Source organism: Pseudorhizobium xiangyangii (assembly GCF_020531965.1).
GTDB lineage: Bacteria > Pseudomonadota > Alphaproteobacteria > Rhizobiales > Rhizobiaceae > Neorhizobium > Neorhizobium xiangyangii.
In genome coordinates this window covers 228035-251296 of sequence record NZ_JAJAWH010000003.1, presented here as the reverse complement: position 1 = coordinate 251296, position 23262 = coordinate 228035, and the positions used below count along the sequence as shown (strand labels likewise).

At 60.9% G+C, this 23262-nt stretch carries 24 protein-coding genes and 1 tRNA gene; 17 read left to right on the top strand and 8 right to left on the bottom strand.

Annotated elements, in window-relative coordinates; all coding sequences use genetic code 11:
* The 4 genes from LH464_RS04050 to mepA form a co-directional block, all read right to left on the bottom strand.
* A partial coding sequence (locus tag LH464_RS04050) for an ABC transporter permease (protein ID WP_255648260.1) occupies nucleotides 1–689 on the bottom strand: 689 nt, incomplete at its 3' end.
* A gap of 118 nt (nucleotides 690–807) precedes the next feature.
* A complete protein-coding gene (locus tag LH464_RS04045; RefSeq protein ID WP_226785077.1) occupies nucleotides 808–1830 on the bottom strand; it encodes a glucokinase in 1023 nt (340 codons plus the stop codon).
* Between the two features lie 16 nt (nucleotides 1831–1846).
* Nucleotides 1847–2218 carry a methylglyoxal synthase gene (locus LH464_RS04040; RefSeq protein WP_226785076.1) on the bottom strand — a complete coding sequence of 124 codons (372 nt, stop codon included), beginning with the start codon at nucleotides 2216–2218 and terminating at the stop codon, nucleotides 1847–1849.
* Nucleotides 2219–2292: 74 nt separating this feature from the next.
* The gene (gene mepA, locus LH464_RS04035; protein WP_226785075.1) at nucleotides 2293–3336 is read right to left on the bottom strand and encodes a penicillin-insensitive murein endopeptidase; all 1044 of its coding nucleotides are present in this window, start codon (nucleotides 3334–3336) and stop codon (nucleotides 2293–2295) included.
* A gap of 180 nt (nucleotides 3337–3516) precedes the next feature.
* Here mepA and LH464_RS04030 point away from each other — a divergent pair, with 180 nt between their 5' ends.
* The 7 genes from LH464_RS04030 (at nucleotide 3517) to pncB (ending at nucleotide 12222) form a co-directional block, all read left to right on the top strand.
* Nucleotides 3517–5355: an extracellular solute-binding protein gene (locus LH464_RS04030; protein WP_226785074.1), complete on the top strand. Its 1839-nt coding sequence runs from the start codon at nucleotides 3517–3519 to the stop codon at nucleotides 5353–5355.
* 147 nt (nucleotides 5356–5502) lie between these two features.
* A complete protein-coding gene (locus LH464_RS04025; protein ID WP_226785073.1) occupies nucleotides 5503–6591 on the top strand; it encodes a microcin C ABC transporter permease YejB in 1089 nt (362 codons plus the stop codon).
* Nucleotides 6591–7742, top strand: a complete 1152-nt coding sequence (locus LH464_RS04020; RefSeq protein ID WP_226785072.1) for an ABC transporter permease — start codon at nucleotides 6591–6593, stop codon at nucleotides 7740–7742. The genes LH464_RS04025 and LH464_RS04020 overlap by 1 nt, the downstream gene beginning before the upstream one ends.
* A gap of 4 nt (nucleotides 7743–7746) precedes the next feature.
* Nucleotides 7747–9375, top strand: coding sequence for an ABC transporter ATP-binding protein (locus LH464_RS04015; protein WP_226785071.1), 1629 nt, complete (start codon nucleotides 7747–7749; stop codon nucleotides 9373–9375).
* Between the two features lie 14 nt (nucleotides 9376–9389).
* A complete protein-coding gene (locus LH464_RS04010; protein ID WP_226785070.1) occupies nucleotides 9390–10340 on the top strand; it encodes a 2-hydroxyacid dehydrogenase in 951 nt (316 codons plus the stop codon).
* Nucleotides 10341–10419: 79 nt separating this feature from the next.
* Nucleotides 10420–10749 carry a hypothetical protein gene (locus LH464_RS04005; RefSeq protein WP_226785069.1) on the top strand — a complete coding sequence of 110 codons (330 nt, stop codon included), beginning with the start codon at nucleotides 10420–10422 and terminating at the stop codon, nucleotides 10747–10749.
* A 168-nt stretch (nucleotides 10750–10917) separates the two neighbouring features.
* Nucleotides 10918–12222, top strand: a complete 1305-nt coding sequence (gene pncB, locus LH464_RS04000; RefSeq protein WP_226785068.1) for a nicotinate phosphoribosyltransferase — start codon at nucleotides 10918–10920, stop codon at nucleotides 12220–12222.
* 56 nt (nucleotides 12223–12278) lie between these two features.
* On the opposite strand, the gene LH464_RS03995 is transcribed toward pncB, so the two are convergent.
* The 3 genes from LH464_RS03995 to LH464_RS03985 form a co-directional block, all read right to left on the bottom strand.
* On the bottom strand, nucleotides 12279–12674 hold the full coding sequence (locus LH464_RS03995) for a DUF1236 domain-containing protein (RefSeq protein ID WP_226785067.1): 396 nt from the start codon (nucleotides 12672–12674) through the stop codon (nucleotides 12279–12281).
* 136 nt (nucleotides 12675–12810) lie between these two features.
* Nucleotides 12811–12978 carry a hypothetical protein gene (locus LH464_RS03990; RefSeq protein ID WP_226785066.1) on the bottom strand — a complete coding sequence of 56 codons (168 nt, stop codon included), beginning with the start codon at nucleotides 12976–12978 and terminating at the stop codon, nucleotides 12811–12813.
* A 140-nt stretch (nucleotides 12979–13118) separates the two neighbouring features.
* Nucleotides 13119–13208 (bottom strand) — tRNA-Ser (locus LH464_RS03985).
* A 204-nt stretch (nucleotides 13209–13412) separates the two neighbouring features.
* Here LH464_RS03985 and LH464_RS03980 point away from each other — a divergent pair.
* From LH464_RS03980 to deoA, 10 genes are all read left to right on the top strand, one after another.
* The gene (locus tag LH464_RS03980; protein ID WP_226785065.1) at nucleotides 13413–13730 is read left to right on the top strand and encodes a hypothetical protein; all 318 of its coding nucleotides are present in this window, start codon (nucleotides 13413–13415) and stop codon (nucleotides 13728–13730) included.
* 39 nt (nucleotides 13731–13769) lie between these two features.
* Entirely contained in the window at nucleotides 13770–14420 is a 651-nt protein-coding gene (gene msrA / locus LH464_RS03975) for a peptide-methionine (S)-S-oxide reductase MsrA (RefSeq protein WP_226785064.1), read from the top strand.
* Nucleotides 14421–14661: 241 nt separating this feature from the next.
* A complete protein-coding gene (locus LH464_RS03970) occupies nucleotides 14662–15654 on the top strand; it encodes a BMP family lipoprotein (protein WP_226785063.1) in 993 nt (330 codons plus the stop codon).
* 31 nt (nucleotides 15655–15685) lie between these two features.
* Nucleotides 15686–17248 (top strand): ABC transporter ATP-binding protein, encoded by a 1563-nt coding sequence (locus LH464_RS03965; protein WP_390624916.1) that lies wholly within the window; start codon nucleotides 15686–15688, stop codon nucleotides 17246–17248.
* Nucleotides 17249–17255: 7 nt separating this feature from the next.
* On the top strand, nucleotides 17256–18359 hold the full coding sequence (locus tag LH464_RS03960) for an ABC transporter permease (RefSeq protein ID WP_226785061.1): 1104 nt from the start codon (nucleotides 17256–17258) through the stop codon (nucleotides 18357–18359).
* Nucleotides 18360–18369: 10 nt separating this feature from the next.
* Nucleotides 18370–19341 (top strand): ABC transporter permease, encoded by a 972-nt coding sequence (locus LH464_RS03955; RefSeq protein WP_226785060.1) that lies wholly within the window; start codon nucleotides 18370–18372, stop codon nucleotides 19339–19341.
* A 3-nt stretch (nucleotides 19342–19344) separates the two neighbouring features.
* The gene (locus tag LH464_RS03950; RefSeq protein ID WP_226785059.1) at nucleotides 19345–19737 is read left to right on the top strand and encodes a cytidine deaminase; all 393 of its coding nucleotides are present in this window, start codon (nucleotides 19345–19347) and stop codon (nucleotides 19735–19737) included.
* Nucleotides 19734–20531: a purine-nucleoside phosphorylase gene (locus tag LH464_RS03945; protein ID WP_226785058.1), complete on the top strand. Its 798-nt coding sequence runs from the start codon at nucleotides 19734–19736 to the stop codon at nucleotides 20529–20531. The genes LH464_RS03950 and LH464_RS03945 overlap by 4 nt, the downstream gene beginning before the upstream one ends.
* Nucleotides 20532–20647: 116 nt before the next feature.
* Nucleotides 20648–21418: a deoxyribose-phosphate aldolase gene (deoC, locus tag LH464_RS03940; RefSeq protein WP_226785057.1), complete on the top strand. Its 771-nt coding sequence runs from the start codon at nucleotides 20648–20650 to the stop codon at nucleotides 21416–21418.
* 7 nt (nucleotides 21419–21425) lie between these two features.
* Complete coding sequence (deoA, locus tag LH464_RS03935; RefSeq protein ID WP_226785056.1) at nucleotides 21426–22736, top strand: thymidine phosphorylase; 1311 nt, start codon at nucleotides 21426–21428, stop codon at nucleotides 22734–22736.
* Here the strand turns inward: deoA and LH464_RS03930 are convergent, their stop codons facing one another.
* Nucleotides 22737–23255: a TIGR02281 family clan AA aspartic protease gene (locus tag LH464_RS03930; RefSeq protein ID WP_226785055.1), complete on the bottom strand. Its 519-nt coding sequence runs from the start codon at nucleotides 23253–23255 to the stop codon at nucleotides 22737–22739.
* Nucleotides 23256–23262 lie beyond the last annotated feature (7 nt).

The window sequence follows — 23262 nt, the reverse complement described above, 5'->3', positions numbered from 1 at the left end:
ATCGTGAAGGCCTTCACGATGGCAACGCCCTGGATGGTTTCCTGCATCGCACCCAGCACGTGGCTGTTGAGCTCGATCGACTCACGGGTGGCGGACCGCAGCCGGCGCGAAACGTAACGCAGCGCAAGGAGAAGCGGAGGAGCAACCACGAAGACGATCAGCGACAGGATCGGATCCTTGCTGACCATCACGCCGATCAACGCCACCAGGGTAAGAAGATCACGCGCCGCCGAGGTGACGGTCAGGTTCAGGACGTCGCGGATGCCGTTGACGTTCTGGCTGATCTGGGCGGCAAGATAGGCCGAGCGGGACTCGCTGAAGAACCCGACCGACAGGCTCATGAGATGCGTGAAGAGGCGCCGCTGGTAGCGGGCGACGATGTTGTTGCCGATCTTGGACAGGGTCACGGAGTGCCCATAGGTCGCCAGCCCGCGGACGACGAAGGCGACGAAGATCGCACCGCAAATCAGCCAGACGACATCGGCTCGCTGGTTGGCAAATGCCTCGTTGACCACCGCTTCCATGACCCAGGCCGTGAACGCCGTGGTCAGTGCCACAAAGATGAGGCAGGTGATGGCAAACGCGTATCCGCGGATATGATCACGACCGTTTTCCGCGATCACCCGCTTGAGTACGCTGGTGACCGTGCCGGAATCCAGATGTGGTTTCTTGTCTTTCGCTGCGCCCAAAAAAGGAACATCCCGTGCGTGCTTGGCGCTGGAGCCCGGACGGCTCCGCGTGGCGCGTCTATACCGGGAGAGGCCGGGCTTGGCTAGTGCGGAGAGTCAGGACGCCTTGGTGAAGGCTCTACTTCTGCCAGCGCCTGCCCTGTGTGGAGATGCCGTAGTCGGAGGGTGTGCGGGCATAACTTGCAAGGCCTGCGAGTGCGGCAAGCGGGTGGGTGACGACGAAAGTCGGGATATAGCGCATAAATTCGGAATGCGGGGCCTTGTCTTCGAAGCCGGCGCGAAACTCCGGCTGCTGGAGTGCCGGGATGATCTTCTGCGAGATCCCGCCGGCAAGGTAGACGCCGCCTTTCGCCATGAAAAGCAAGGCCATGTCGCCGGCGAAGCGGCCGAGATAGGTGGAGAAAAGGGACAGCGTTTCGACCGCTTGGCGGTTGGATCGGTCGAGGCCCTTGGCCGTGATATCCGCAGGATCGGTAAAGGCGGGCTGAATGCCGTCAGTCTTGCAGATGGCCTGATAGATGTTCACGACACCGCGTCCACTCAAGATTTCTTCAGCCGAAACGCGCCCATCGATACGGTCGAGATGCGGGAAGATAGCAAAGTCGCGTGGCGAGCGCGGGCCGACATCCACATGCCCGCCTTCGCCGGGGACCGGAAACCAGGTGTCGCGTGCATAGATCAACCCCGCGACGCCAAGCCCCGTGCCCGGACCGAGCACGACCCGGGATGCGGTGAGGGGCTCGATCTTCGGGCCGATGTCTTCGCGATATTCGTCGGTGAGGCATGCCACGGCGAGCGCCTGGGCCTCGAAATCGTTGAGGACGAGCACATCCTCGAAGCCAAGATCGGAAATCAGGGCGTTGGGTCGAACGATCCAGTCGCAATTGGTAAGATCGATCTCGTCGCCCTCGATGGGACCGGCCACGGCAAGAATGGTGGAACGCGGTCGCACCGCAGTTTTCTCCAGCACGTCCTTGGCGATGGCCTCGTCGATCGTCGGATAGTCAGCCGTCTTGATGTTCGGAAACCGGATCGGCTCGGATGTGTCGTCCACCAGGATCGAGAACCGGGCATTCGTGCCGCCGATGTCGCCGAGCAGGATCGGAAAGGGCAGGGACTCATTTTCAGTAGTGTGATGCATCTGTCCCTATCGCCGCTTACTGGAAATCGATGAGCTTTTCGGCCGTCGCGCGATTGAGCGCCATCGGAATGTCGTAGACCGTGGCCAGCCGGGTCAACGCCTTGACGTCGACGTCGTGCGGCATGGATGAGAGTGGGTCGATGAAGAAAAGCAGCATATCCACATCGCCGGTGGCGATCATCGCGCCGATCTGCTGATCTCCGCCGAGCGGGCCGCTTTTAAGCCGCGTGACCTCAAGGCCGGGGCAGGCCTCCTGTACCCTGCCGCCCGTCGTGCCGGTGGCGACAATGCGAAATTTCGCCAGCGCCTGCTGATGCAGGCGGGCGAAATCCGCCATGTCATCCTTCTTCTCGTCGTGCGCGATCAGCGCGATGCAGGGGGGTGTCAAGACCGTCCTCGCCTTCGGTATTTAAATCGATTTACAGGCCTTCTACAGGGACTTGTTTCCGTTGAAAAGCCTGCTCACGGGAAGGGTCGCGGCAGCGGCACCGGACCCAGGTCGGGTAGCACCGCAGCGCTGTTGATGATGGCTTCGATGTTCTGCACCGGTGCGGATGGGGCAGCTGCGGAATAGGCTGTGACATTGGTAGCGAACGTTGCGTCTTCCATGGACCGCGCAGGGGCTGCAAGAACCGCCGCGCACGCTTTGGGAAGGTCGGACAGCATGACGTGCCTCGGCTTTACCGGTTTCGCGTCTGGATCTTTCTTCGGCTTCGCCCAAGGCTCTTTCGTGAACCACCAGGCAAGCGACTTGTCGCAGCCGTCACCCTTGGCGACCGGCGCCTGCGGCTTGCAATTGGGAGCACCCTGAGGACAATGGATGCGGATATGGAAATGCTCGTCGTGACCGTAGACCGGTCGCACCTTGCCGAGCAGCGACCGGTCGCCCTGCCAGGTGTCACACAGCTTCTTCTTGATCGCCGGGTTGACGAACACCCGCTCCACTTGCGGATAGCTTGCGGCCTGCATCACCACGCGGGCATGGGTGTTGGTCCAGCGGCCCGGATGCACAGTCAGGAACTTGCTCTTGTCGAGCATCGAGGTGAATGGCATGTCCTCCCGCTGCTGGGGCGAGAGAGCCTGGGCAGGCTTCGGCGTGAACCAGATATCGGCATCGAGTCCGACCTGATGCGACGCATGGCCGAACAGCATCGGGCCGCCACGCGGTTGTGAGATGTCTCCGATCAGGATGCCGGATCCCCAGCCGAGGTTCACGGCGTCCTGCGAAAACCGCTCCAGCAGGGCGATCATCTGCGGATTGCCCCAGCGCCGGTTGCGGGAAAGGCGCATGGCCTGCCAGGTCGGCCCGTCTGTCGGGATCGCGACGGCGCCTGCCATGCATCCCTTCGCGTAGGAACCGATTGGCGCCGCCTGCGAGCGGGTCGGCAACTTGGCGCCACCGAAGAGTTCCTTGGCCGGCGTTGTTTCCGCAAGCCCCGGCCCCGCCAGAGCTGTAAGGCACAAGCTTGCTGCAAGCAGCCGCGTCAAAATGCGTGATGTCCGCATGCCGTCATTCGTCCCCGCAAATCACTTTCGATCGAATCTACCGTGAAAGACGATTTTGGTGAAACGGAGATCGCCGGCATTCGGGTCGATGCGATAAAACGCTTGTGAGCGGGACAGCCTGTTTTTTGCCCGACTTTGCCTTATGCTTCCGGGCAACAACCAGAGAAAAGGGAATTCTGCATGCAATTGGCCCGGCTGAAGACAGGTCTTGCGGTCGCTCTGGCGATAACGGTTCTAGGATCATCGGCAACGATGGCCCAGGAACCGACATGGCGCCATGGAATGGCGGTCATCGGCGACCTGAAGCTGCCGGAAGATTTCAAGCAACTTCCCTATGTCGATGTGAACGCACCCAAAGCCGGCGAACTGCGTTTGGCCGATGAAGGCACGTTCGACAATCTCAACCCGGTTATCGACCGGGGCGCACCGGCCGCCGGTATCACGATGATCTTCGATACGCTTATGAAGCGGTCGGAAGACGAGGTGTTCGGAACCTACGGACTGCTTGCCGAAGCGGTCTCCTACCCCGACGACATCTCATCGGTAACGTTCAGGCTGAGGCCTGAGGCGAAATGGGCGGATGGCCAGCCGGTGACGCCAGAGGACGTCATTTTCAGCATGGAGATGCTGAAGGAGCATAGCGCGTTCTACTCCGGCTATTACCGCCACGTCACCGGCGCAGAAAAGACGGGCGAGCGTGAAGTGACCTTCCGCTTCGATGAAAAGAACAATCGCGAACTTCCCTCGATCGTCGGCGACTTTCCGGTCCTCCCTAAGCATTGGTGGGAAGGCCAGGATAGCCAGGGCAAACAGCGGGACATTTCCCGCACGACGCTCGAAGCGACGATGGGGTCCGGGCCCTACAATATTGCTTCCGTTCAGCCCGGTGCCGCGATCCGGTACGAGTTGCGGGACGATTACTGGGGCAAGGATCTGCCGATCAATGTCGGCCAGCACAACTTCCGCGCCATCAGCTACACCTACTTTGCCGATAGCGATGTGGAGTTCGAATCCTTCCGTGCCGGTACGGTGGATTTCCGCCAGGAAAACAGCTCCAGCCGCTGGGCGACGCGTTACGATTTTGACGCGGTGAAGGATGGGCGCGTGATCAAGGAGGCGCTGACCAACCCGTTCAAGGCCACCGGCATCATGCAGGCATTCGTGCCGAACATGCGTCGGGACATGTTCAAGGACGCACGTGTTCGCGAGGCGCTGAACTATGCCTACGACTTCGAGGACCTCAACAAGAACCTCGCCCATGGTGGTCTGAAGCGCGTCGACAGTTTCTTCTGGGGCACGGAACTCGCATCCTCCGGACTGCCCGAAGGCCGCGAACTGGAATTGCTGGAGGAATTGAAGGACAAGATCCCGGAACGCGTCTTCACGACGCCCTATACAAACCCGATCGGCGGTGATCCACAGAAGGTTCGCGACAATCTGCGGAAGGCAGTCGGCTTGTTGAAGGAGGCCGGCTGGGAGCTGAAGGGCAACCGGATGGTCAACACGAAGACCGGCCAGCCGATGAGCTTCGAGATTTTGCTGAACAGTCCTTCGCAGGAACGCACCGTGCTGCCCTATGTGGCAAGCCTCAAGAAGATTGGCATCGAAGCCCGCCTTCGCTCGGTTGACGCATCGCAGTATATCAATCGCATCCGCAGCTTCGACTACGACATGATGTACGGCCTTTGGGGGCAATCGATGAACCCCGGAAACGAGCAGGTGGAATACTGGGGATCTGAATCGGTAGACCGGCAGGGATCGCGCAATTATGCGGGTATCGCCGACCCGGCAGTGGATTCCCTTATCCGCAAGATCGTGTTTGCGACTGATCGGGACGAGCAGGTGGCAGCGATCAAGGCCATGGACCGCGTGCTCCTGGCCAATCACTACGTCGTTCCGATGTTCTATTCCGGTGAGTCAAAGATCGCCTACTGGAACCGCATCACGCATCCCGAAAGATTTCCGGAATACGGACTCGGCTTTCCGGATACATGGTCGGCCAAACAGGGCTCCAATTGAGGAGGCTTGCGCCCCGCATCCTCAACTGGTCCAAATGGCCGGAATGATTCGCACCAGAACGAAGGAATGCCGTTTGATCCTCGCGCAGACACGCGGTGAAACCGGACCAGCGACGGTCGGCGCACTTGCAACAGGCGGACAGCTCTGATGGGCGCCTATATTTTCCGACGTCTGCTTCTTATGATCCCGACGATGATCGGCATCATGGGGATCTCCTTTCTTGTGGTGCAGTTCGCGCCCGGTGGTCCCGTCGAGCAAGTGATCGCCCAGTTGCAGGGCTCCGATACCGGAGACCGTTTGTCCGGTAGCGGAAACGATCTAGGAAGCCAGGGCGGCGGCTTCGAGGAAAGTTCGCGCTATCGCGGCGCGCAGGGGCTGGATCCGGAATTCATCGCCAAGCTGGAGCAGCAGTTCGGCTTCGACAAGCCGCCGCTCACCCGCTTCCTCGACATGATGTGGAATTACATCCGTTTCGATTTCGGCGAGAGCTTCTTCCGCAATGCCTCGGTGATCGACCTTATCATCGACAAGCTGCCTGTCTCGATTTCGCTTGGTTTCTGGATCCTCATCGTCTCCTACCTGATCTCCATTCCGCTCGGCATCCGCAAGGCCGTCAGGGACGGATCTGCCTTCGACGTGTGGACCTCCGGCATCGTCATCATCGGTTATGCGGTTCCGAGCTTCCTGTTCGGCATTCTTCTGATCGTGCTCTTCGCCGGCGGCTCCTTCCTCGACTGGTTCCCGCTGCGCGGCCTCGTATCCGACAACTTCGACCAGCTTTCCTGGTGGGAGAAGATCGTCGACTATTTCTGGCATCTCACGCTGCCGCTCATCGCGCTGTCGCTTTCGGCGTTTGCAACGACGACACTGTTGACGAAGAATTCCTTCCTCGACGAAATCCGCAAGCAGTACGTGGTGACGGCCCGCGCCAAGGGGCTGGGCGAACGCCAGGTGCTCTACGGGCACGTCTTCCGTAACGCCATGCTGATCGTCATCGCCGGCTTCCCAGGCGCCTTCATCTCTGCCTTCTTCACGGGCTCACTGCTGATCGAAAACATCTTCTCCCTCGATGGTCTCGGTCGCCTCGGTTATCTCGCGATCGTCAACCGCGACTATCCGATCGTTTTCGGCACGCTCTACATCTTCTCGCTGATGGGACTGGTGGTCAGCCTGATTTCCGACCTGATCTACACCTGGATCGATCCGCGCATCGACTTCGAGCGGAGGGACGTCTGATGGAGGCTCCCGTAACCACCGCCACCGTTACTGCCCGAACGACGCCACCGAAGCGTGGCTGGCTGGCGCCCACCAATCGTCGCCGGCTTGAGAATTTCCGCGCCAACAAGCGCGGCTACTGGTCGTTCTGGATCTTCATGGTCCTGTTCGTGCTCAGTCTTTGTGCGGAGCTCATCGCCAACGACCGCCCTGTCGTCGCGTCCTACAAGGGCGAAATCCTCTTCCCGGTTCTGGTGGACTATCCGGAGGAGAAGTTCGGCGGCTTCCTGGCGATCACCGATTATCGGTCGACGTTCATAGCAGAAGAGATCGAAGCGAATGGATGGATGGTCTGGCCGCCGATCCGCTACTCTTATCAGACCGTCAATTCCAACATTCCGCATTCGGCACCGACGCCACCCTTCTGGCTGATGGACAAGGATGAGCGGTGCGCCGGCTTCCCCATGGGCGCGCAGGATCCGGGCTGCACGCTCGGAAATCTCAACTGGCTCGGCACCGACGACCAGGCGCGCGACGTTACCGCCCGGATGATTTACGGCTTCAGGGTTTCTGTGCTGTTCGGCCTTGCGCTGACGCTCGCGTCAGCCGTCATCGGCGTCACGGCCGGTGCCGTACAGGGTTATTTCGGCGGTTGGACGGACCTGCTCTTCCAGCGGTTCATCGAGATCTGGTCGTCCATGCCGGTGCTCTACATCCTGCTGATCATCGCCTCCATCATGCCGCCGGGCTTCTTCGTCCTGCTCGGCATCATGCTGCTCTTTTCCTGGGTCGGCTTCGTCGGCGTGGTGCGCGCCGAATTCCTGCGGGCCCGCAACTTCGAATACGTCAACGCGGCACGCGCGCTCGGCGTCGGTAACGGCACGATCATGTATCGTCACCTCCTGCCCAACGCCATGGTCGCGACATTGACCTTCCTGCCGTTCATCCTGTCCGGCTCGATCGCCACGCTAACCTCGCTCGACTTCCTCGGCTTCGGCATGCCGCCCGGCTCGCCGTCGCTCGGCGAAATGATCGCGCAGGGCAAGAACAACCTCCAGGCGCCATGGCTGGGGCTCACGGCCTTCTTCACCATGTCGATCATGCTGTCGCTGCTGATCTTCGTCGGCGAGGCGGTTCGCGACGCCTTCGACCCCCGCAAGACCTTCCGGTGATCCGATGACAGAACCGCTTCTTTCCGTTCGCGATCTGTCGGTGGCCTTCCACCAGGGAGGGACGACATCGCTCGCCGTCGATCACGTCTCGTTCGATATCATGCCTGGCGAGGTCGTGGCGCTCGTCGGAGAATCCGGTTCCGGAAAGTCCGTTACCGCCAATTCCGTCCTGAAGCTGCTGCCCTATCCCGCCGCGAGCCATCCGTCGGGTGAAATCCTGTTCGGTGGGCAGGACCTCTTGAAGGCGTCGGAACCGACGCTGCGCCGGGTGCGCGGCAATGACGTCACGATGATCTTCCAGGAGCCGATGACCTCGCTCAATCCGCTGCACTCGATCGAGAAGCAGATCGGCGAGATCCTTGACCTCCACCAGGGTATTTCCGGCGCGGCGGCGCAAACCCGGATACTGGAACTGCTCAACCAGGTCGGCATAAGGGAGCCGGAAAAGCGGCTGCAGGCCTATCCGCACCAGCTTTCGGGCGGGCAACGCCAGCGCGTGATGATCGCCATGGCGCTCGCCAACCGGCCGAAGCTACTGATCGCCGACGAGCCGACAACGGCGCTCGACGTTACGGTGCAGGCGCAGATCCTTGATCTGCTGCGGCGCCTGAAGGGCGAGCACGGCATGTCCATGCTGTTCATCACCCACGACCTCGGGATCGTCCGCAAGTTCGCCGACCGCGTCTGCGTCATGACCAAGGGGAAGATCGTCGAGACCGGTCCGGTCGAAGAGGTCTTCGTCAACCCCAAGCACGAGTACACCCGTCATCTTCTGGCGTCCGAACCGCGTGGTGAACCGCCAGTGCCGGATCCGTCGAAGCCGGTGGTGATGGAGGGTCAGGATATCCGCGTGTGGTTCCCTATCAAGGCGGGGCTGCTGCGCAAGGTGGTGGACCATGTAAAGGCTGTCGATGGGGTCAGCCTGTCGTTGCGCGCCGGTGAAACGCTGGGCGTCGTTGGCGAGTCGGGTTCGGGCAAGACCACGCTCGGCCTCGCGTTGGCGCGGCTCATCTCGTCGGAAGGACGGATCGCCTTCATCGGCAGCGGCATCGATCAGTTTTCCTACAAGGAGATGCGACCGCTGCGCGATAGGCTTCAGGTGGTCTTCCAGGACCCATTCGGGTCGCTCAGTCCGCGCATGTCCGTCGGCGAGATTATCGCCGAAGGCCTGAAGGTCCACGAGCGCGCAATGTCGGAAGACGAACGGGACGAGCGCGTGCGCTGGGCGCTGACCGAAGTGGGCCTCGATCCGGAAACGCGCTGGCGTTATCCGCACGAGTTTTCCGGCGGGCAGCGGCAACGGGTCGCCATCGCCCGGGCGATGGTGCTGAAGCCGCGCTTCGTGATGCTCGACGAGCCGACCTCCGCGCTCGACATGACCGTGCAGGCGCAGGTCGTGGATCTTTTGCGCGACCTGCAGAGGAAGCATGATCTCGCCTACCTCTTCATCAGCCATGACCTGAAGGTGGTGAAGGCATTGGCCAACCACGTCATCGTCATGCGCGGCGGAAAGGTCGTGGAGGAGGGGCCGGCCGACCAGATATTCTCGGCCCCCAGGGAAAGCTACACCCGGGCATTGATGGCTGCGGCCTTCGATCTCGAGGCCGTGGAAACGGCCGCCATCAGTCAGTAGGACAGGGTCACGAAATGTCTTCCGAAAATGCCGTCGTCATAGATCTGAAATTCGAGCGCCGCGAGGTGGATGCGGCCTTGGGACACGCGTTCGCAGGGCGGCAGGTCTTGCGGGCCTCCGACCGCGAGCAGGATCTTTCGCAAGCGCGCTATGCCGTCGTTTGGAAGCCGGAGGCGGATCTCTTCAAGCGTGCGCCGAAGCTCGAAGTGCTGTTCTCGGGAGGCGCCGGCGTCGACCATGTCCTCACTCTGCCTGATCTGCCGGATATTCCGATCGTCCGCTTCGTGGACCACAGCCTCACGACGCGGATGAGCGAATGGGTCGTCCTGCAATGCCTCAGCCATCTACGCCAGGTGCCGGCCTATTCGAGGCAGCAGCGCGAGCATGTTTGGCGGGAGCTTTCCCAGCCGGAGGCGAAGGAACTGACGGTCGGCGTCATGGGCCTCGGCGTTCTAGGCCAGGATTCGGCGGCGAAGCTCAAGGTCATGGGGTTCGACGTCATCGGTTGGTCGCGGCGGAAAAAGGAGATCGAAGGGGTCGAGACATTCGACGCGAACGGTCTGGATGAGTTTCTTTCGCGCGCGGATATCCTCGTCGGTCTGCTGCCGCTGACGGAGGAAACACGCGGCATCTTCGACGCATCGCTTTTCGGCAAGCTGCGTCAGGGCGGGGCCTTGGGGAAGCCGGTGTTCATCAACGCCGGTCGCGGTGGAAGCCAGGTCGAAAAGGACTTGGTGACGGCTCTGCGAACCGGTGTGCTCGGTGGCGCTTCACTTGACGTTTTCGAGGCTGAGCCCCTTTCGTCCGACAACCTGTTCTGGGACATGGGCAACGTCATCATTACGCCGCATGCGGCGTCCGCCTCCGACGTCCGCGCATTGTTCCACCACGTCGAGCGGCAGATCGCCCGGCATGAGGCAGGCGAGCCGCTTCAGCACGTAGTGGATCGACAAACGGGTTACTGATCTGGGGCGGAACCTTCCGAGCATTCCGTTCGTTCCTGCAACATGAACTCGGTCCTTGGCCGCAAGCAGGAGTGGCGTCATGAACACGCAATTCGATCCGAAACAGTCCCGTAGCGGTCATTCCAATCCCATTGTCGCACCGGCCGGAGAGCCGATGAGCGCGACCGAGGCGCGCCAGGGCCGGACTGGTTTCCCGGTGTTGAAGGTTCTGATCGCTGGCCTCGTGCTTGCGATGATCGCCTGGGGCGTGGCCGAGATGTGGGGCGAGGCGAGCGATCCACCGGCGAAACAGACAGCGACGCCGCCTGCGGGAGACACGAATCCGGCCACCCGGAATGCACAGCCCACCTCTGATCCGGCGGAGGCACCCGCTCCTGCGCCACCGACGGGCGCGGCGCCCGCCAACTGACCTATTTAACGGTCTTGCCCGTTCGGCTGCGACAACTCGCGGCCGAATTGCGTGTGGACTTGAGAGGCGTTTTTCCATAAGTCTTGCCACCGGAGGTGGATCACTCACGGCCTCCGAATGCAGCTGAACAAGCGGAGCGGTCCCGGGTGGGGCCGGGGCAGGGCAGGCATGACGAAGACCGATATCGCGACCCGGGTCTATAACCACACCTGGAAGCTCGATCCGATCATCCGCAGCCTGATCGACACGGACTTCTACAAACTCCTGATGCTGCAGATGATCTGGAAGCTGTATCCGCATGTCGACGCAACTTTCTCCCTGATCAACCGGACGACCACTGTTCGTCTGGCAGACGAGATTGATGAAGGGATGCTGCGCGAGCAGCTCGATCACGCCCGATCCGTCAAACTCTCCAAGAAGGAGATGATCTGGCTGGCGGGTAATACCTTCTACGGCCGCAAGCAGATTTTCGAGCCCGAGTTCCTGAACTGGCTCGCCACATACAGGCTCCCGGAATACGAACTTTCCAAGCGGGACGGCCAGTACGAGCTGCATTTCCATGGCCGTTGGATGGATACGACGCTGTGGGAAATCCCCGCCCTTGCGATTATCAACGAACTCCGTTCAAGGGCAGCCATGCGGCATATGGGCCCTTTCACGCTGGACGTGCTTTACGCCCGTGCGAAGGCGAAGATGTGGGAGAAGGTCGAGCGTCTGAGTGCGTTCCCGGGCCTGCGCGTTTCCGATTTTGGCACCCGTCGCCGCCATAGCTTCCTGTGGCAGCGCTGGTGCGTCGAAGCCTTGAAGGAGGGCATCGGTCCCGCCTTCACCGGTACGAGCAACGTGCTGCTGGCCATGGATTCAGATCTGGAAGCCGTGGGGACCAACGCGCACGAATTGCCGATGGTAGTGGCCGCGCTTGCAAATTCCGACGAGGAGTTGCGGGCATCTCCCTACAAGGTGCTGAAGGACTGGAACAGGCTCTACGGCGGCAATCTGCTTATCGTGCTGCCGGATGCGTTCGGCACGGCGGCCTTCCTGCGCGACGCCCCGGAATGGGTGGCGGACTGGACCGGCTTCCGCCCCGATAGTGCGCCCCCGATCGAGGGTGGCGAGAGGATCGTCGAGTGGTGGCAGAAGATGGGCCGCGACCCGAAGAGCAAGCTTCTGATCTTCTCCGATGGTCTGGATGTCGAAGCCATTATCGACACCTACCGGCACTTCGAGGGTCGTGCACGCATGAGCTTCGGCTGGGGCACGAACCTGACGAACGATTTTGCCGGCTGCGCGCCGCAGAACGTCGAAGCCCTCAAGCCGATCTCGCTGGTCTGCAAGGTCAGCGAAGCGAATGGCCGGCCGGCGGTGAAGCTCTCGGACAATCCGCGCAAGGCGACCGGGGATCCGGCGGAGGTGGAACGGTATCTGAAGTTCTTCGGACAGCAGGACCGCGTGGATCAGGAAGTCTTCGTTTGAATAAAAAAGGCCCCGCACGGGGCCTTTTTCGATGATGAACTGCCGATTCCCGCCGATTATTGCAGGACTTGGACCACTGTACGGGTCGTCGGGTCTATGATGACACGTTGTTCGTTCACGACCGCGTACGAATAGTTCGTATGATCCGGGACCGGGGTCAGCACGACCGTTTCGGGTATGGGTTTACCAACCACGATCTCTTCCTGGACCACCACTGGTGCCGGTGCCGGCTGCTCCTGAACGTAGGTGATGACTTCCTGCGGTGGCGGATCGATGGCTGTGCCCAGCACAGCGCCTGCAACGCCGCCAACAGCAGCGCCGACCGGGCCGCCGACAATTGCGCCGGTGACTGCGCCGCCGGCTGCACCGCTGACTGTTCCGTCCTGAGCTGCCGCATTGGTCGCAACGGTTGCTGCGAGGATCGCACAAGAAGCGAAAATAATCTTCTTCATCGGTTTCTCCTTTTATTGCCCTTCCGCGCAGAAGAACCCTTCAGGAGAAACCTTGTTCCGATTTTGCAGTCACCCTTGATTAACCGCCGTCATCCTTCGCGAGGACGAGAAAGCCGATCTCGGTTCCAGAAGCCTGTCAGTGGAACGTATCGCCGCGGATTTCTTCCTCGAGAATGCGGAGCGCATCATCAAGTGACTCGACGAGCGCATCCGTCAACGCATCGGATTTGTTTGCCTCGAGGAGGAGAGCGAGCGTCTCTTCCGAGATGCTGATGAGCGAATTGAGTTCGCGAGACACAGTCATTGTTCTCCTTCGTAGCCGATCATCCGGCATTGAAGAAATGCACGACCATGCTTGCGCGAAGCTAGACCGCAGCACGCCATCTTGCGGCAATTAGGCCGGAGAGCCGAAAAGTGAAGAGGAAATTGCTAAGAGGAAAGCAATGGCGGACAAGGTGGGATTCGAACCCACGGTACGCTTTCACGCACACACGCGTTCCAGGCGTGCGCCTTAAACCACTCGGCCACCTGTCCTTGGTTGCTTTGCATCGTCTCGGATGCAAAGCGTTGGAACGGCGCGATATATACCGATGATTTTTTTTGGATCAACCGGTATTTGCAGGAAAAGTGTCAGACGCCATCACATCACACATGCGTTGCGCCGAAAATGCCCCAAGGTTATGCATTTGGGACGTGCCGGAACGTCCGGCCCCGATGAAAAGAGCAACGGTACCGGCCATGAGAATCGTTTTCCGCATCCTAAGCCTTGTCGCGTTGACCGCAGCGATCCTGACCGGCACGCTGGATGCGATTCAATCTGTCTCCTCGTCGTCCGTCGTCCTCACCTCCCTTGGGAACCATTGGCTGAACTTCGACGTCGAAAGCCTCGCTCTGGCGGAGGAGGCTACCCGCCACTATATTAGCGAAGACATCTGGCGGGCCGTTGTCACGCCTGTTCTGGGGCAGCCGGCATTTGCAGTTTTTCTGGTGCTGGCCCTGATATTCTGGATGATCGGTTATCGGCGACCTCGCTTTGCCGGCCGGTTTTCCGCCTGACGCGCTATTGCCGGCGCCCGCCCAATTATGGAGACGACGATGTTTCTGATCGATACCTTCAACAGGAAGACCGCGATGCCCACCTCGGAAACGGCGCTGCCTGGTCGCGACGAGCCATTGCACACATCCGATGTCCATTTCGTCAACGGTCGTCCGTTGAAGGAACCCTATCCGGAGGGCCTGCAAGTCGCGTATTTCGGCATGGGCTGCTTCTGGGGTGCGGAGCGTCTGTTCTGGAAGATGCCGGGCGTTCACGTGACATCCGTCGGATATGCCGGCGGCATCACGCCGAACCCGACCTATCACGAGACCACGACGGGGCTGACCGGCCATGCGGAAATCGTCAAGGTGGTGTTCGATCCTGCGATCGTATCCTACCGGGCATTGCTGAGGACGTTCTTCGAGGAGCATGATCCGAGCCAGGGCATGCGGCAGGGCAACGACATCGGCACGACCTACCGTTCTGCGATCTACACGACGACGGCGGAGCAGGAGACTGAGGCGAAGGAGGCGTTGAATGCCTTCCAGCAGGCGCTGGACGTTGCCGGGAGGAAGGTGCGCATCACCACCGAGGTTGCGCCGATCGACGTCTATTACTACGCCGAAGACTATCACCAGCAATATCTGGCCAAAAACCCTGGTGGCTATTGCGGCTTGAAGGGAACAGGTGTTGCCTGCCCGATCGGCTGAAACGCCCGGCATTGTCTTCAGGAACGCCGCTGATTTCATCGATCGGCGGCGTTTTTTTGTGCAGGCTGCACTTGTAGTGCAGGATTTTTACCAACTGAAAAAAATCGGGTGAATTTTTCCAGAACCCATGCAAAAGTGCGCGGAGCCAGTCTCTTCGGGAGGGCTGGTGGCCGCAGACGCGCCTCAATTCAAGGCATGCGGGAGGACCCCAGCTATTAACATTAAAAAACAGGGCTGAACGATGAAGAAAACCCTTTTGACCCTCATGGCCATGGCCGCGATGTCGGCAACCGCGCTGGCGGCAGAAATCAAGCCGGCGCTGGTTTATGGTACAGGCGGCAAGTTCGACAAATCCTTCAACGAGGCAGCCTTCAATGGCGCCGAGCAGTTCAAGAAGGAGGCCGGGGTCGAATTCCGGGATTTCGAGCCGACGAGCGACACGCAGGGTGAGCAGGCGATCCGCAATTTCGCAAGCCGCGGCTTCAATCCGGTGGTTGCCGTGTCCTTCGCATGGACATCCGCAATGGAGAAGGTCGCCGCTGAATTTCCCGACACCAAGTTCGTGATCGTCGACGCCGTCGTCGATCTGCCGAACGTCCGCTCCGTCGTCTACAAGGAAGAAGAAGGTTCCTACCTCGTGGGTCTTCTTGCCGGCATGGCCTCACAGACCGGCAAGGCCGGCTTTGTCGGCGGCATGGACATCCCCCTGATCCGCAAGTTCGGTTGCGGCTATGTCCAGGGCGTCAAGGCAGCCAAGGCAGATGCGACCGTATTCCAGAACATGGTCGGCACCACCGGTGCGGCCTGGAACGATCCGGTGCGTGCAGGTGAGCTCACCAAGAACCAGATCGACCAGGGCGCGGACGTCATCTACGCGGCAGCCGGTGCAAGCGGCCTCGGTGTTCTGCAGACGGCAGCCGATAACGGCAAGTTCGGGATTGGGGTGGACTCCAACCAGAACCACCTTCATCCCGGCAAGGTCCTGACCTCCATGGTCAAGCGCGTCGACCTGGCGGTCTTCAACGCATTCAAGGACACGCAGGACGACAAGTTCACCGCGGGCGTTCAGTCCCTGGGCGTCAAGGAAGATGGCGTCACCTTCGCCGTTGACGAAAACAACAAGGCGTTGATCACGCCGGAAATGTCCGCAGCCGTTGAAAAGGCCAAGGCCGATATCATCGCGGGCACCGTGAAGGTGCATGATTACATGTCGGACAACTCCTGCCCGAACTAAGTTTTGATGGGCGCATGTAGGGTTTTCCTATATGCGCCCTCTTCATATCCGGAATTCGAAAGGCAGACGCTTGAGCCTCGACCCTTCAACAGTGCCGGCGATTGAGCTTGTCGGAATCGACAAGAAGTTCGGTCCGGTTCATGCCAACAAGAACATAAACCTGGGCGTCGCCAAGGGCACGATTCACGGCATCATCGGTGAGAACGGGGCCGGCAAGTCGACGTTGATGTCGATCCTCTACGGCTTCTATCAGGCCGACCAGGGTGAGATCCGCATTGGCGGCAGACCGACCGTCATCCGTGACAGCCAGGCTGCAATTGCTGCCGGCATCGGCATGGTCCACCAGCACTTCATGCTCGTGGAGAATTTCACCGTCATCGAGAACATCACGCTCGGCGTCGAAGGTGGGCCTCTGTTGGGGCAAAGTGTCGATCGGGCCCGCGTGGAATTGCAGCGGCTGGAAAAGGAATACGGCCTAGAGGTCGATCCGGATGCCGTTATCGAAGAATTGCCCGTCGGCGCCCAGCAGCGCGTCGAAATCCTGAAGGCGCTCTATCGCGGCGCCGAAATCCTGATCCTTGACGAGCCGACCGGGGCACTGACGCCGGCAGAAGCAGACCACCTGTTCAACGTCCTTCGCATTCTTCGCGATCAGGGCAAGACCATTATCCTCATCACCCACAAGCTGCGCGAGATCATGGCGATCACCGATACCGTGTCCGTCATGCGCCGCGGCGAAATGGTTGCCACCAGAGCGACGGCTGAAACCACCGTCGAGGAACTGGCGGAACTTATGGTCGGTCGCCGCGTCCTGCTGCGGGTCGAGAAGGGCGAAGCCAATCCTGGTGCCGTTCTGCTGTCGGTCACGAATTTGACGGTCAAGGACAGCCGCGGCGTCACCATGGTCGATAACGTCTCGTTCGAGGTGAAGGCTGGGGAGATCGTCGGTATCGCAGGTGTTGCGGGCAACGGCCAGTCGGAACTTCTTGAGGCGATCGCCGGCATCCGCAAGCCGACGTCCGGCGAGATCCTGATTGATGGCCAACCGGTAGCAGGTCTCGATGCCTCCCGCCGCCGTGATCTTGGCCTTGCGCATATTCCCGAGGACCGTCACCACATGGGGCTGGTTCTGAAGTTCGAGGAATACGAGAACTCCATCCTCGGCTATCACCGCGATCCGAAATACGGGCGCGGTGCTCTGCTCGATCTCGACGCAATCCGCGCTGATGCCGAGGAGAAGATTGCCAAATACGACATCAGGCCGCCGAACCCTCGGCTGAAGACCGCCAATTTCTCTGGCGGCAACCAGCAGAAGATTGTCGTGGCGCGTGAAATCGAACGGGATCCCAAGCTGCTGATCGTGGGACAGCCGACCCGTGGCGTCGATGTGGGTGCGATCGAGTTCATCCATCGCCGAATAATCGAGACGCGGGATGCGGGAAAGGCGGTGCTGCTCGTGTCAGTCGAACTGGACGAGGTCCGCTCGTTGTCTGATCGTATTCTCGTTATGTTTGCAGGCAGGATCGTCGGCGAAAAAACCAGCGATGCTGGTGAACAGACTCTCGGCCTGATGATGGCCGGTATTGCGGCGTGAGGCGTTCATGACAACAGCATCCGTGCCTCTGCCGAACTGGATCAGCTATGGGCTGATCCCGCTTCTCAATCTCATGCTCGCCTTCTTCTTCTCGGGCCTCGTTGTCTGGGCTATCGGCGAAAACCCTTTGAAAGCGTTGAACTTCCTGATCCAGGGCTCGCTCGGTCGCGGAGATGCGATCGGCTTCACGCTGTTTTATACGACAAGCTTCATCTTCACCGGCCTGTCCGTTGCCGTGGCCTTCCACGCCGGCCTGTTCAATATCGGCTCGGAAGGACAGGCCTATGTGGGCGGTCTTGGCGCGGCCCTGGCCGCGCTCGCACTGGACCACTACGTGCCATGGTACGTGACGATGCCGTTCGCGATCGCCGGTGCCGCAATCTTCGGAGCGGCGTGGGCCTTGATTCCCGCCTGGCTCCAGGCAAAACGCGGCAGCCATGTCGTCATCACAACGATCATGTTCAACTTCATCGGCGCAGCACTGATGGTCTATCTGCTGGTGAACGTGTTCATCGTTCCCGGAAAGATGGCGCCGGAAACGCGAACCTTTCTGCCGGGCGGGCAGTTGCCCAAGCTCGACTGGTTGATGGGGCTTTTCGGCCTCGACCAGGGACCTGCTCCGTTCAACGTCTCGTTCCTGATCGCGCTGGTCATGTGCTATCTGGTCTGGCTGCTGATCTGGCGCACCAAACTCGGCTATGAAATGCGCACACTCGGCATCAGCCCTTCGGCGGCGATCTATGCCGGTGTTCCCTATGTTCGCACCGTCATCATCGCCATGCTGATCTCCGGTGGTCTTGCCGGGATGATGGCGCTGAACGCTGTCAACGGCGCCGCTGCGCGCCTGCAGGTGGAGTTCGTGGCCGGTGCAGGCTTTGTCGGCATCGCCGTCTCGCTGATGGGACGGAGCCATCCTGTCGGCATCATTCTGGCGGCATTCCTGTTCGGTATCCTCTACCAGGGAGGCGCGGACCTCTCCTTCGAAATGCCGTCCATCACGCGCGACATGATCGTGGTGATCCAAGGCTTGGTGATCCTCTTTGCAGGAGCACTGGAATACATGCTGCGCCCGACGGTCGTTCGCATCTATCAGCAATTCGTGAAAGCTTGAGGGGGGACGGATGGAGTTCTTCGATATCTTCGTCAGCATCCTCGGGTCCGCGGTCCGGCTTTCCGTCCCGCTGCTGTTCACGGCGCTCGCGGGCCTCTTTTCCGAACGCGCCGGCGTGTTCGACATCGGTCTGGAAGGCAAGATGCTGGCTGCGGCCTTCGCTTCGGCCTGCGCGGCCTATGTCACGGACTCAGCCTGGATGGGCCTTTTGGCCGGTATCGGCGTGTCGATCGTTTTCTCGCTCGTGCACGGCTTTGCCTCGATCACCAATCGCGGCAACCAGATCGTGTCCGGCGTAGCGCTCAACTTCATCGCCTTGGGCCTCACGGTCGTGCTGGGCCAGGCCTGGTTTGGCCAGGGCGGTCGCACGCCGCAGGTGTCGGGCGAGGGGCGCTTCACGCCGATCATCCTGCCAGGTGCTGATGCCATGCGCGAGGTGCCGATCATCGGGCCGCTCTATGTCAATGTCATCTCCGGCAATAACATCCTGACCTATATTGCCTTCCTGATGGTGCCCATCGCCTGGTGGGTGCTTTTCCGTACCCGTTTCGGCCTCAGGCTGAGAGCTGTGGGAGAAAACCCGGGCGCGGTGGATACCGCCGGTATCTCGGTCGCCTGGATGCGTTACCGCGCCGTCATCGTCGCGGGCTTCCTGTGTGGCTTTGCAGGCACCTATCTTTCCGTCGCCCAGTCCGCGGCCTTCATCCACAACATGTCGGCAGGCAAGGGCTATATCGCGCTTGCAGCGCTGATCTTCGCGAAGTGGAAGCCGGTGCCGGTCATGCTCGCCTGCCTGCTGTTCGGCTTCCTGGATGCATTCGCCAACTTCATGCAGGGAAAATCGGTGCCGCTGATCGGCGAGGTCCCCGTGCAGATATTCCAGGCCATGCCTTATATCCTGACCTGCGTCCTGCTTGCTGGCTTCATCGGGGTCGCACGCGCCCCCAGAGCCGGCGGCGTGCCTTACGTAAAGGAACGTTAATCCATGTCTCACGACCTGTTCGAAGCCGCCCGTGACGCGATGGGGAAGGCTTATGCTCCGTACTCGAAATTTCCGGTCGGCGCCGCTATCCGCGCCGAAGACGGAAGGGTCTATGTCGGCGCCAACATCGAGAACCTGTCCTTTCCGCAAGGGTGGTGTGCGGAGCCTTCTGCCATCAGCGCCATGATCATGGGTGGGGCGCACCGCATTCGCGAGATTGCGGTCATCGCCGAGAAGCTGCCGCTCTGCACGCCATGCGGCGGCTGCCGCCAGAAGATCTCCGAGTTTTCCTCGCCAGATACCCGCGTCTACCTTTGCGACGACCAGGGAGTGCAGAAGACCGTTACAATGGCGGAACTCCTTCCCTATGCCTTCGACACGGACGTCATCGGATGAGAGACGTCGCTGACCTCCTCGTCGATCGGCTGGATGGCCTTATGCCACGGTGCGCGGTCGTCCTTGGTTCGGGCCTTGGGTCACTGGTGGAGAACATCACGGATCCGATCCGCATCCCCTACAGCGAGCTGGCCGGATTTCCGGTCAGCGGCGTGACCGGTCATGCCGGGGAACTGGTCGCGGGCCATCTCGGCCGGGAGCCGGTGATCATGTTGTCGGGCCGTGCGCATTACTATGAACGGGGTGATGCGAAGGCGATGTGCTTTCCCCTCGAAGTGTTGAAGGGGCTGGGCGTCCAATCGCTGATCCTGACGAATTCCGCGGGGTCGCTCCGGCAGGATATGCCGCCGGGGTCCGTGATGCAGATCACCGATCACATCAACTATTCCGGCATGAACCCCCTGATCGGCGAGCCGGGCGACGAGCGTTTCGTCGGCATGACCAATGCCTACGATGCCGAACTCGCCTTGGACATGCGCAATGCTGCAATCCGCTGCGGGGTCCCGCTTCTTTCGGGCGTCTACATGTGGTTTTCAGGCCCGAGCTTCGAGACCCCGGCGGAAATCCGCATGGCCAGAACCTTGGGTGCCGATGCGGTCGGCATGTCGACCGTCCCCGAAGTTATCCTCGCACGGTATTTTGGACTGAGGGTTGCCGCGGCCTCGGTGATTACGAACTATGGTGCTGGAATGACCGGGGCAGAACTCAGCCACGACGAAACCAAGGACATGGCGCCTATAGGTGGTCGGCGATTGGCCGCGGTCCTGCAGGAAATGCTCTCAGAAAAAGCGTAAGTATTTCAGCAAGAAATCGGCGTCGGCCGCTTCTGTCTGCGCTGATTGTGCGGTCCGGGTTGCGTCTGGTCGTTTCAAGCCCGAATATGGACGACCCAACGAGGAGGTTATCAGCCATGGAGATCAGCACTCCCCGGGAGACAGCAAGCTTCGCGCTTTCTCTGCTCGACCTCACCAATTTGCGGGATGACTGCGATACGGCGGCGATCGACGAGCTTTGCCGCCGCGCGCAAACTCCCTATGGCACCACCGCTGCCATCTGCATCTGGCCGCGTTTCGTCGCTCAGGCACGCATCACATTGGGCGAAGGTCATCCCGTACGCATCGCCACGGTCGTGAACTTCCCGTCCGGCAACCTGCCGGTCTCGGCGGTCGTCGAGGAAACCAAAGGTGCAATCCGGGACGGTGCAGACGAGATCGACCTGGTGATTCCTTACGAGGCCTTCCTCGCAGGAAACGAGGCGGCAGTGACCGAGATGGTTTCGGCTGTCCGGGATGCCTGCCCGAACGCCTGCCTGAAGGTCATCCTCGAGACCGGGGAATTGAAGGACAGCGCCCGTATCAGTCGTGCATCGGAACTGGCGATCGAGGCGGGCGCCGACTTCATCAAAACCTCGACCGGCAAGGTTTCGGTCAACGCCACGCTTGAGGCCGCCGACATCATGCTTCGCGCCATCCGCGATTCCAGGAAGCGTATCGGCTTCAAGCCGGCTGGCGGCATCGGAACGGTTGCCGATGCGGATCTCTACCTGCGCTTGGCCGAAACGATCATGGGCTCCGACTGGATCATGCCGTCGACCTTCCGCTTCGGGGCCTCTAGCCTCCTGGATGACATCATGGCGGCCTTGAGCGGGGCGCCGTCTCAGCGCGCGGCGTCCGGTTATTGAGCGACGAATGATCCCGCAGGAAATCATCAGGCGCAAGCGTGACGGGGCAGTGCTTTCCCAGGAGGAAATCACGGCCTTCATCCGTGGGCTGACGGCCGAGGAGGTCACCGAGGGGCAGGTGGCGGCGCTTGCTATGGCGGTCTTCTTTCGCGGCATGTCCCGAAACGAGACAGTTTCGCTGACCTTGGCAATGCGCGACTCCGGCGATGTCATGAAATGGGACGATGTTGACCGCCCGGTTGCCGACAAGCATTCAACGGGTGGCGTCGGCGACAATGTCTCCCTCATGCTGGCGCCGATAGCTGCCGCATGCGGACTGGCTGTTCCGATGATCTCGGGCCGGGGGCTTGGGCATACGGGTGGAACTCTGGACAAGCTTCAGTCCATTCCGGGCTACAACGTGACGCCGGATGCCGCGCTGTTGCGGAAGGTCGTGGCAGAGGTCGGATGCGCGGTCATCGGCCAGACGGCCGATCTGGCACCCGCAGACCGCCGGCTCTACGCGATCCGCGACGTCACCGCGACCGTTGAATCTGTGCCGCTGATAACGGCTTCCATCCTTTCCAAGAAGCTTGCTGCTGGGCTTGAGACCTTGGTGCTCGACGTGAAAGTTGGCAACGGTGCCTTCATGGAGACCATGGACGAAGCCGAGGCGCTGGCGCGCTCGTTGGTGGATGTCGCCAACGGTGCCGGCACTCGCACGTCAGCACTTCTGACCGACATGAACCAGTCGCTGGCGGATGCTGCCGGAAACGCGCTCGAAATTCGCAACTGCCTCGATTTCCTGGCCTGCAAGAAGAACGGTACGCGTCTTCATGATGTCGTCATCGCGCTTGCGGTGGAGATGTTGATGCAGGCCGGCATTGTCCGGACGAGGGAAGAGGCAAGTTTGGAAGCGACGAAGGCGCTCGACAGCGGCCGCGCGCTGGAGGTCTTCTCTCGCATGGTTCATTCCCTCGGAGGACCCGTCGATTTTGTCGAGAACGCCGATAGACATCTGCGCAAGGCACCGTTCGTGATGCCCGTGCCGGCACCGGAGAGTGGCTGGCTTTGCGGGTGCTCGACGCGCGAACTGGGCCTCGCCGTGGTGGAGCTTGGCGGAGGACGCAAGCGCCCACAGGACGATATCGACCATGCCGTCGGTTTGGACGAGATCCTGCCGCTCGGACGCCAGGTGACGAAGGGGGATCCCATCGCCTTTGTGCATGCCTCCGGTCGTGATGGAGGCGAGCGGTTGGTGAAGTCCGTCGCAAATTGCTTCACCATTGCAGATCAGGCGCCCGATCGACCGCCCGCGATACTCAAGCGGATCGACTGATTACTGCTCCAGCCTCATCGTGCCGTCCTCGACCTTGAAAGCGGCAAGCTTCTTGAGGAAGCTCATACCGACGAGCGTGCCGTCGAGCGCCCGGTCGCGAAGCACGAACGCATCGACGTCGCGAACCTGCACGCCACCGATCTCCATCCGGTCCAGGACGACATGCGCGGCTTCCGTCTTGCCGTTGGCCGTGCTGACGGAATGGCGGAAGTCGAGGCGGTTGGCGCTGAATCCGAGACGCCGCGCGGTGCTTTCGTTGAGGGCGACAAGGGAGGCACCGGTATCGACCAGTCCTTCGACCGGTTTGCCGTTGATGCGGAAGCTGGCGTTGAAATGACCACGCCCGTCTGCCCGAAGCACGGCGCTTCTCGGCGTCAGCGCGGCGGGCTCTGGCACCGCGACCACCGCTTGCGTGGAGGGGGCAGCATCGGGTGTGATGTCAGTCAGTCCGATCAGCGCCGGGATTTGCGATGCAACCACGGCCGCGACTGCGGCAAATAACAGACTGCGCATCAACATCTCGGTC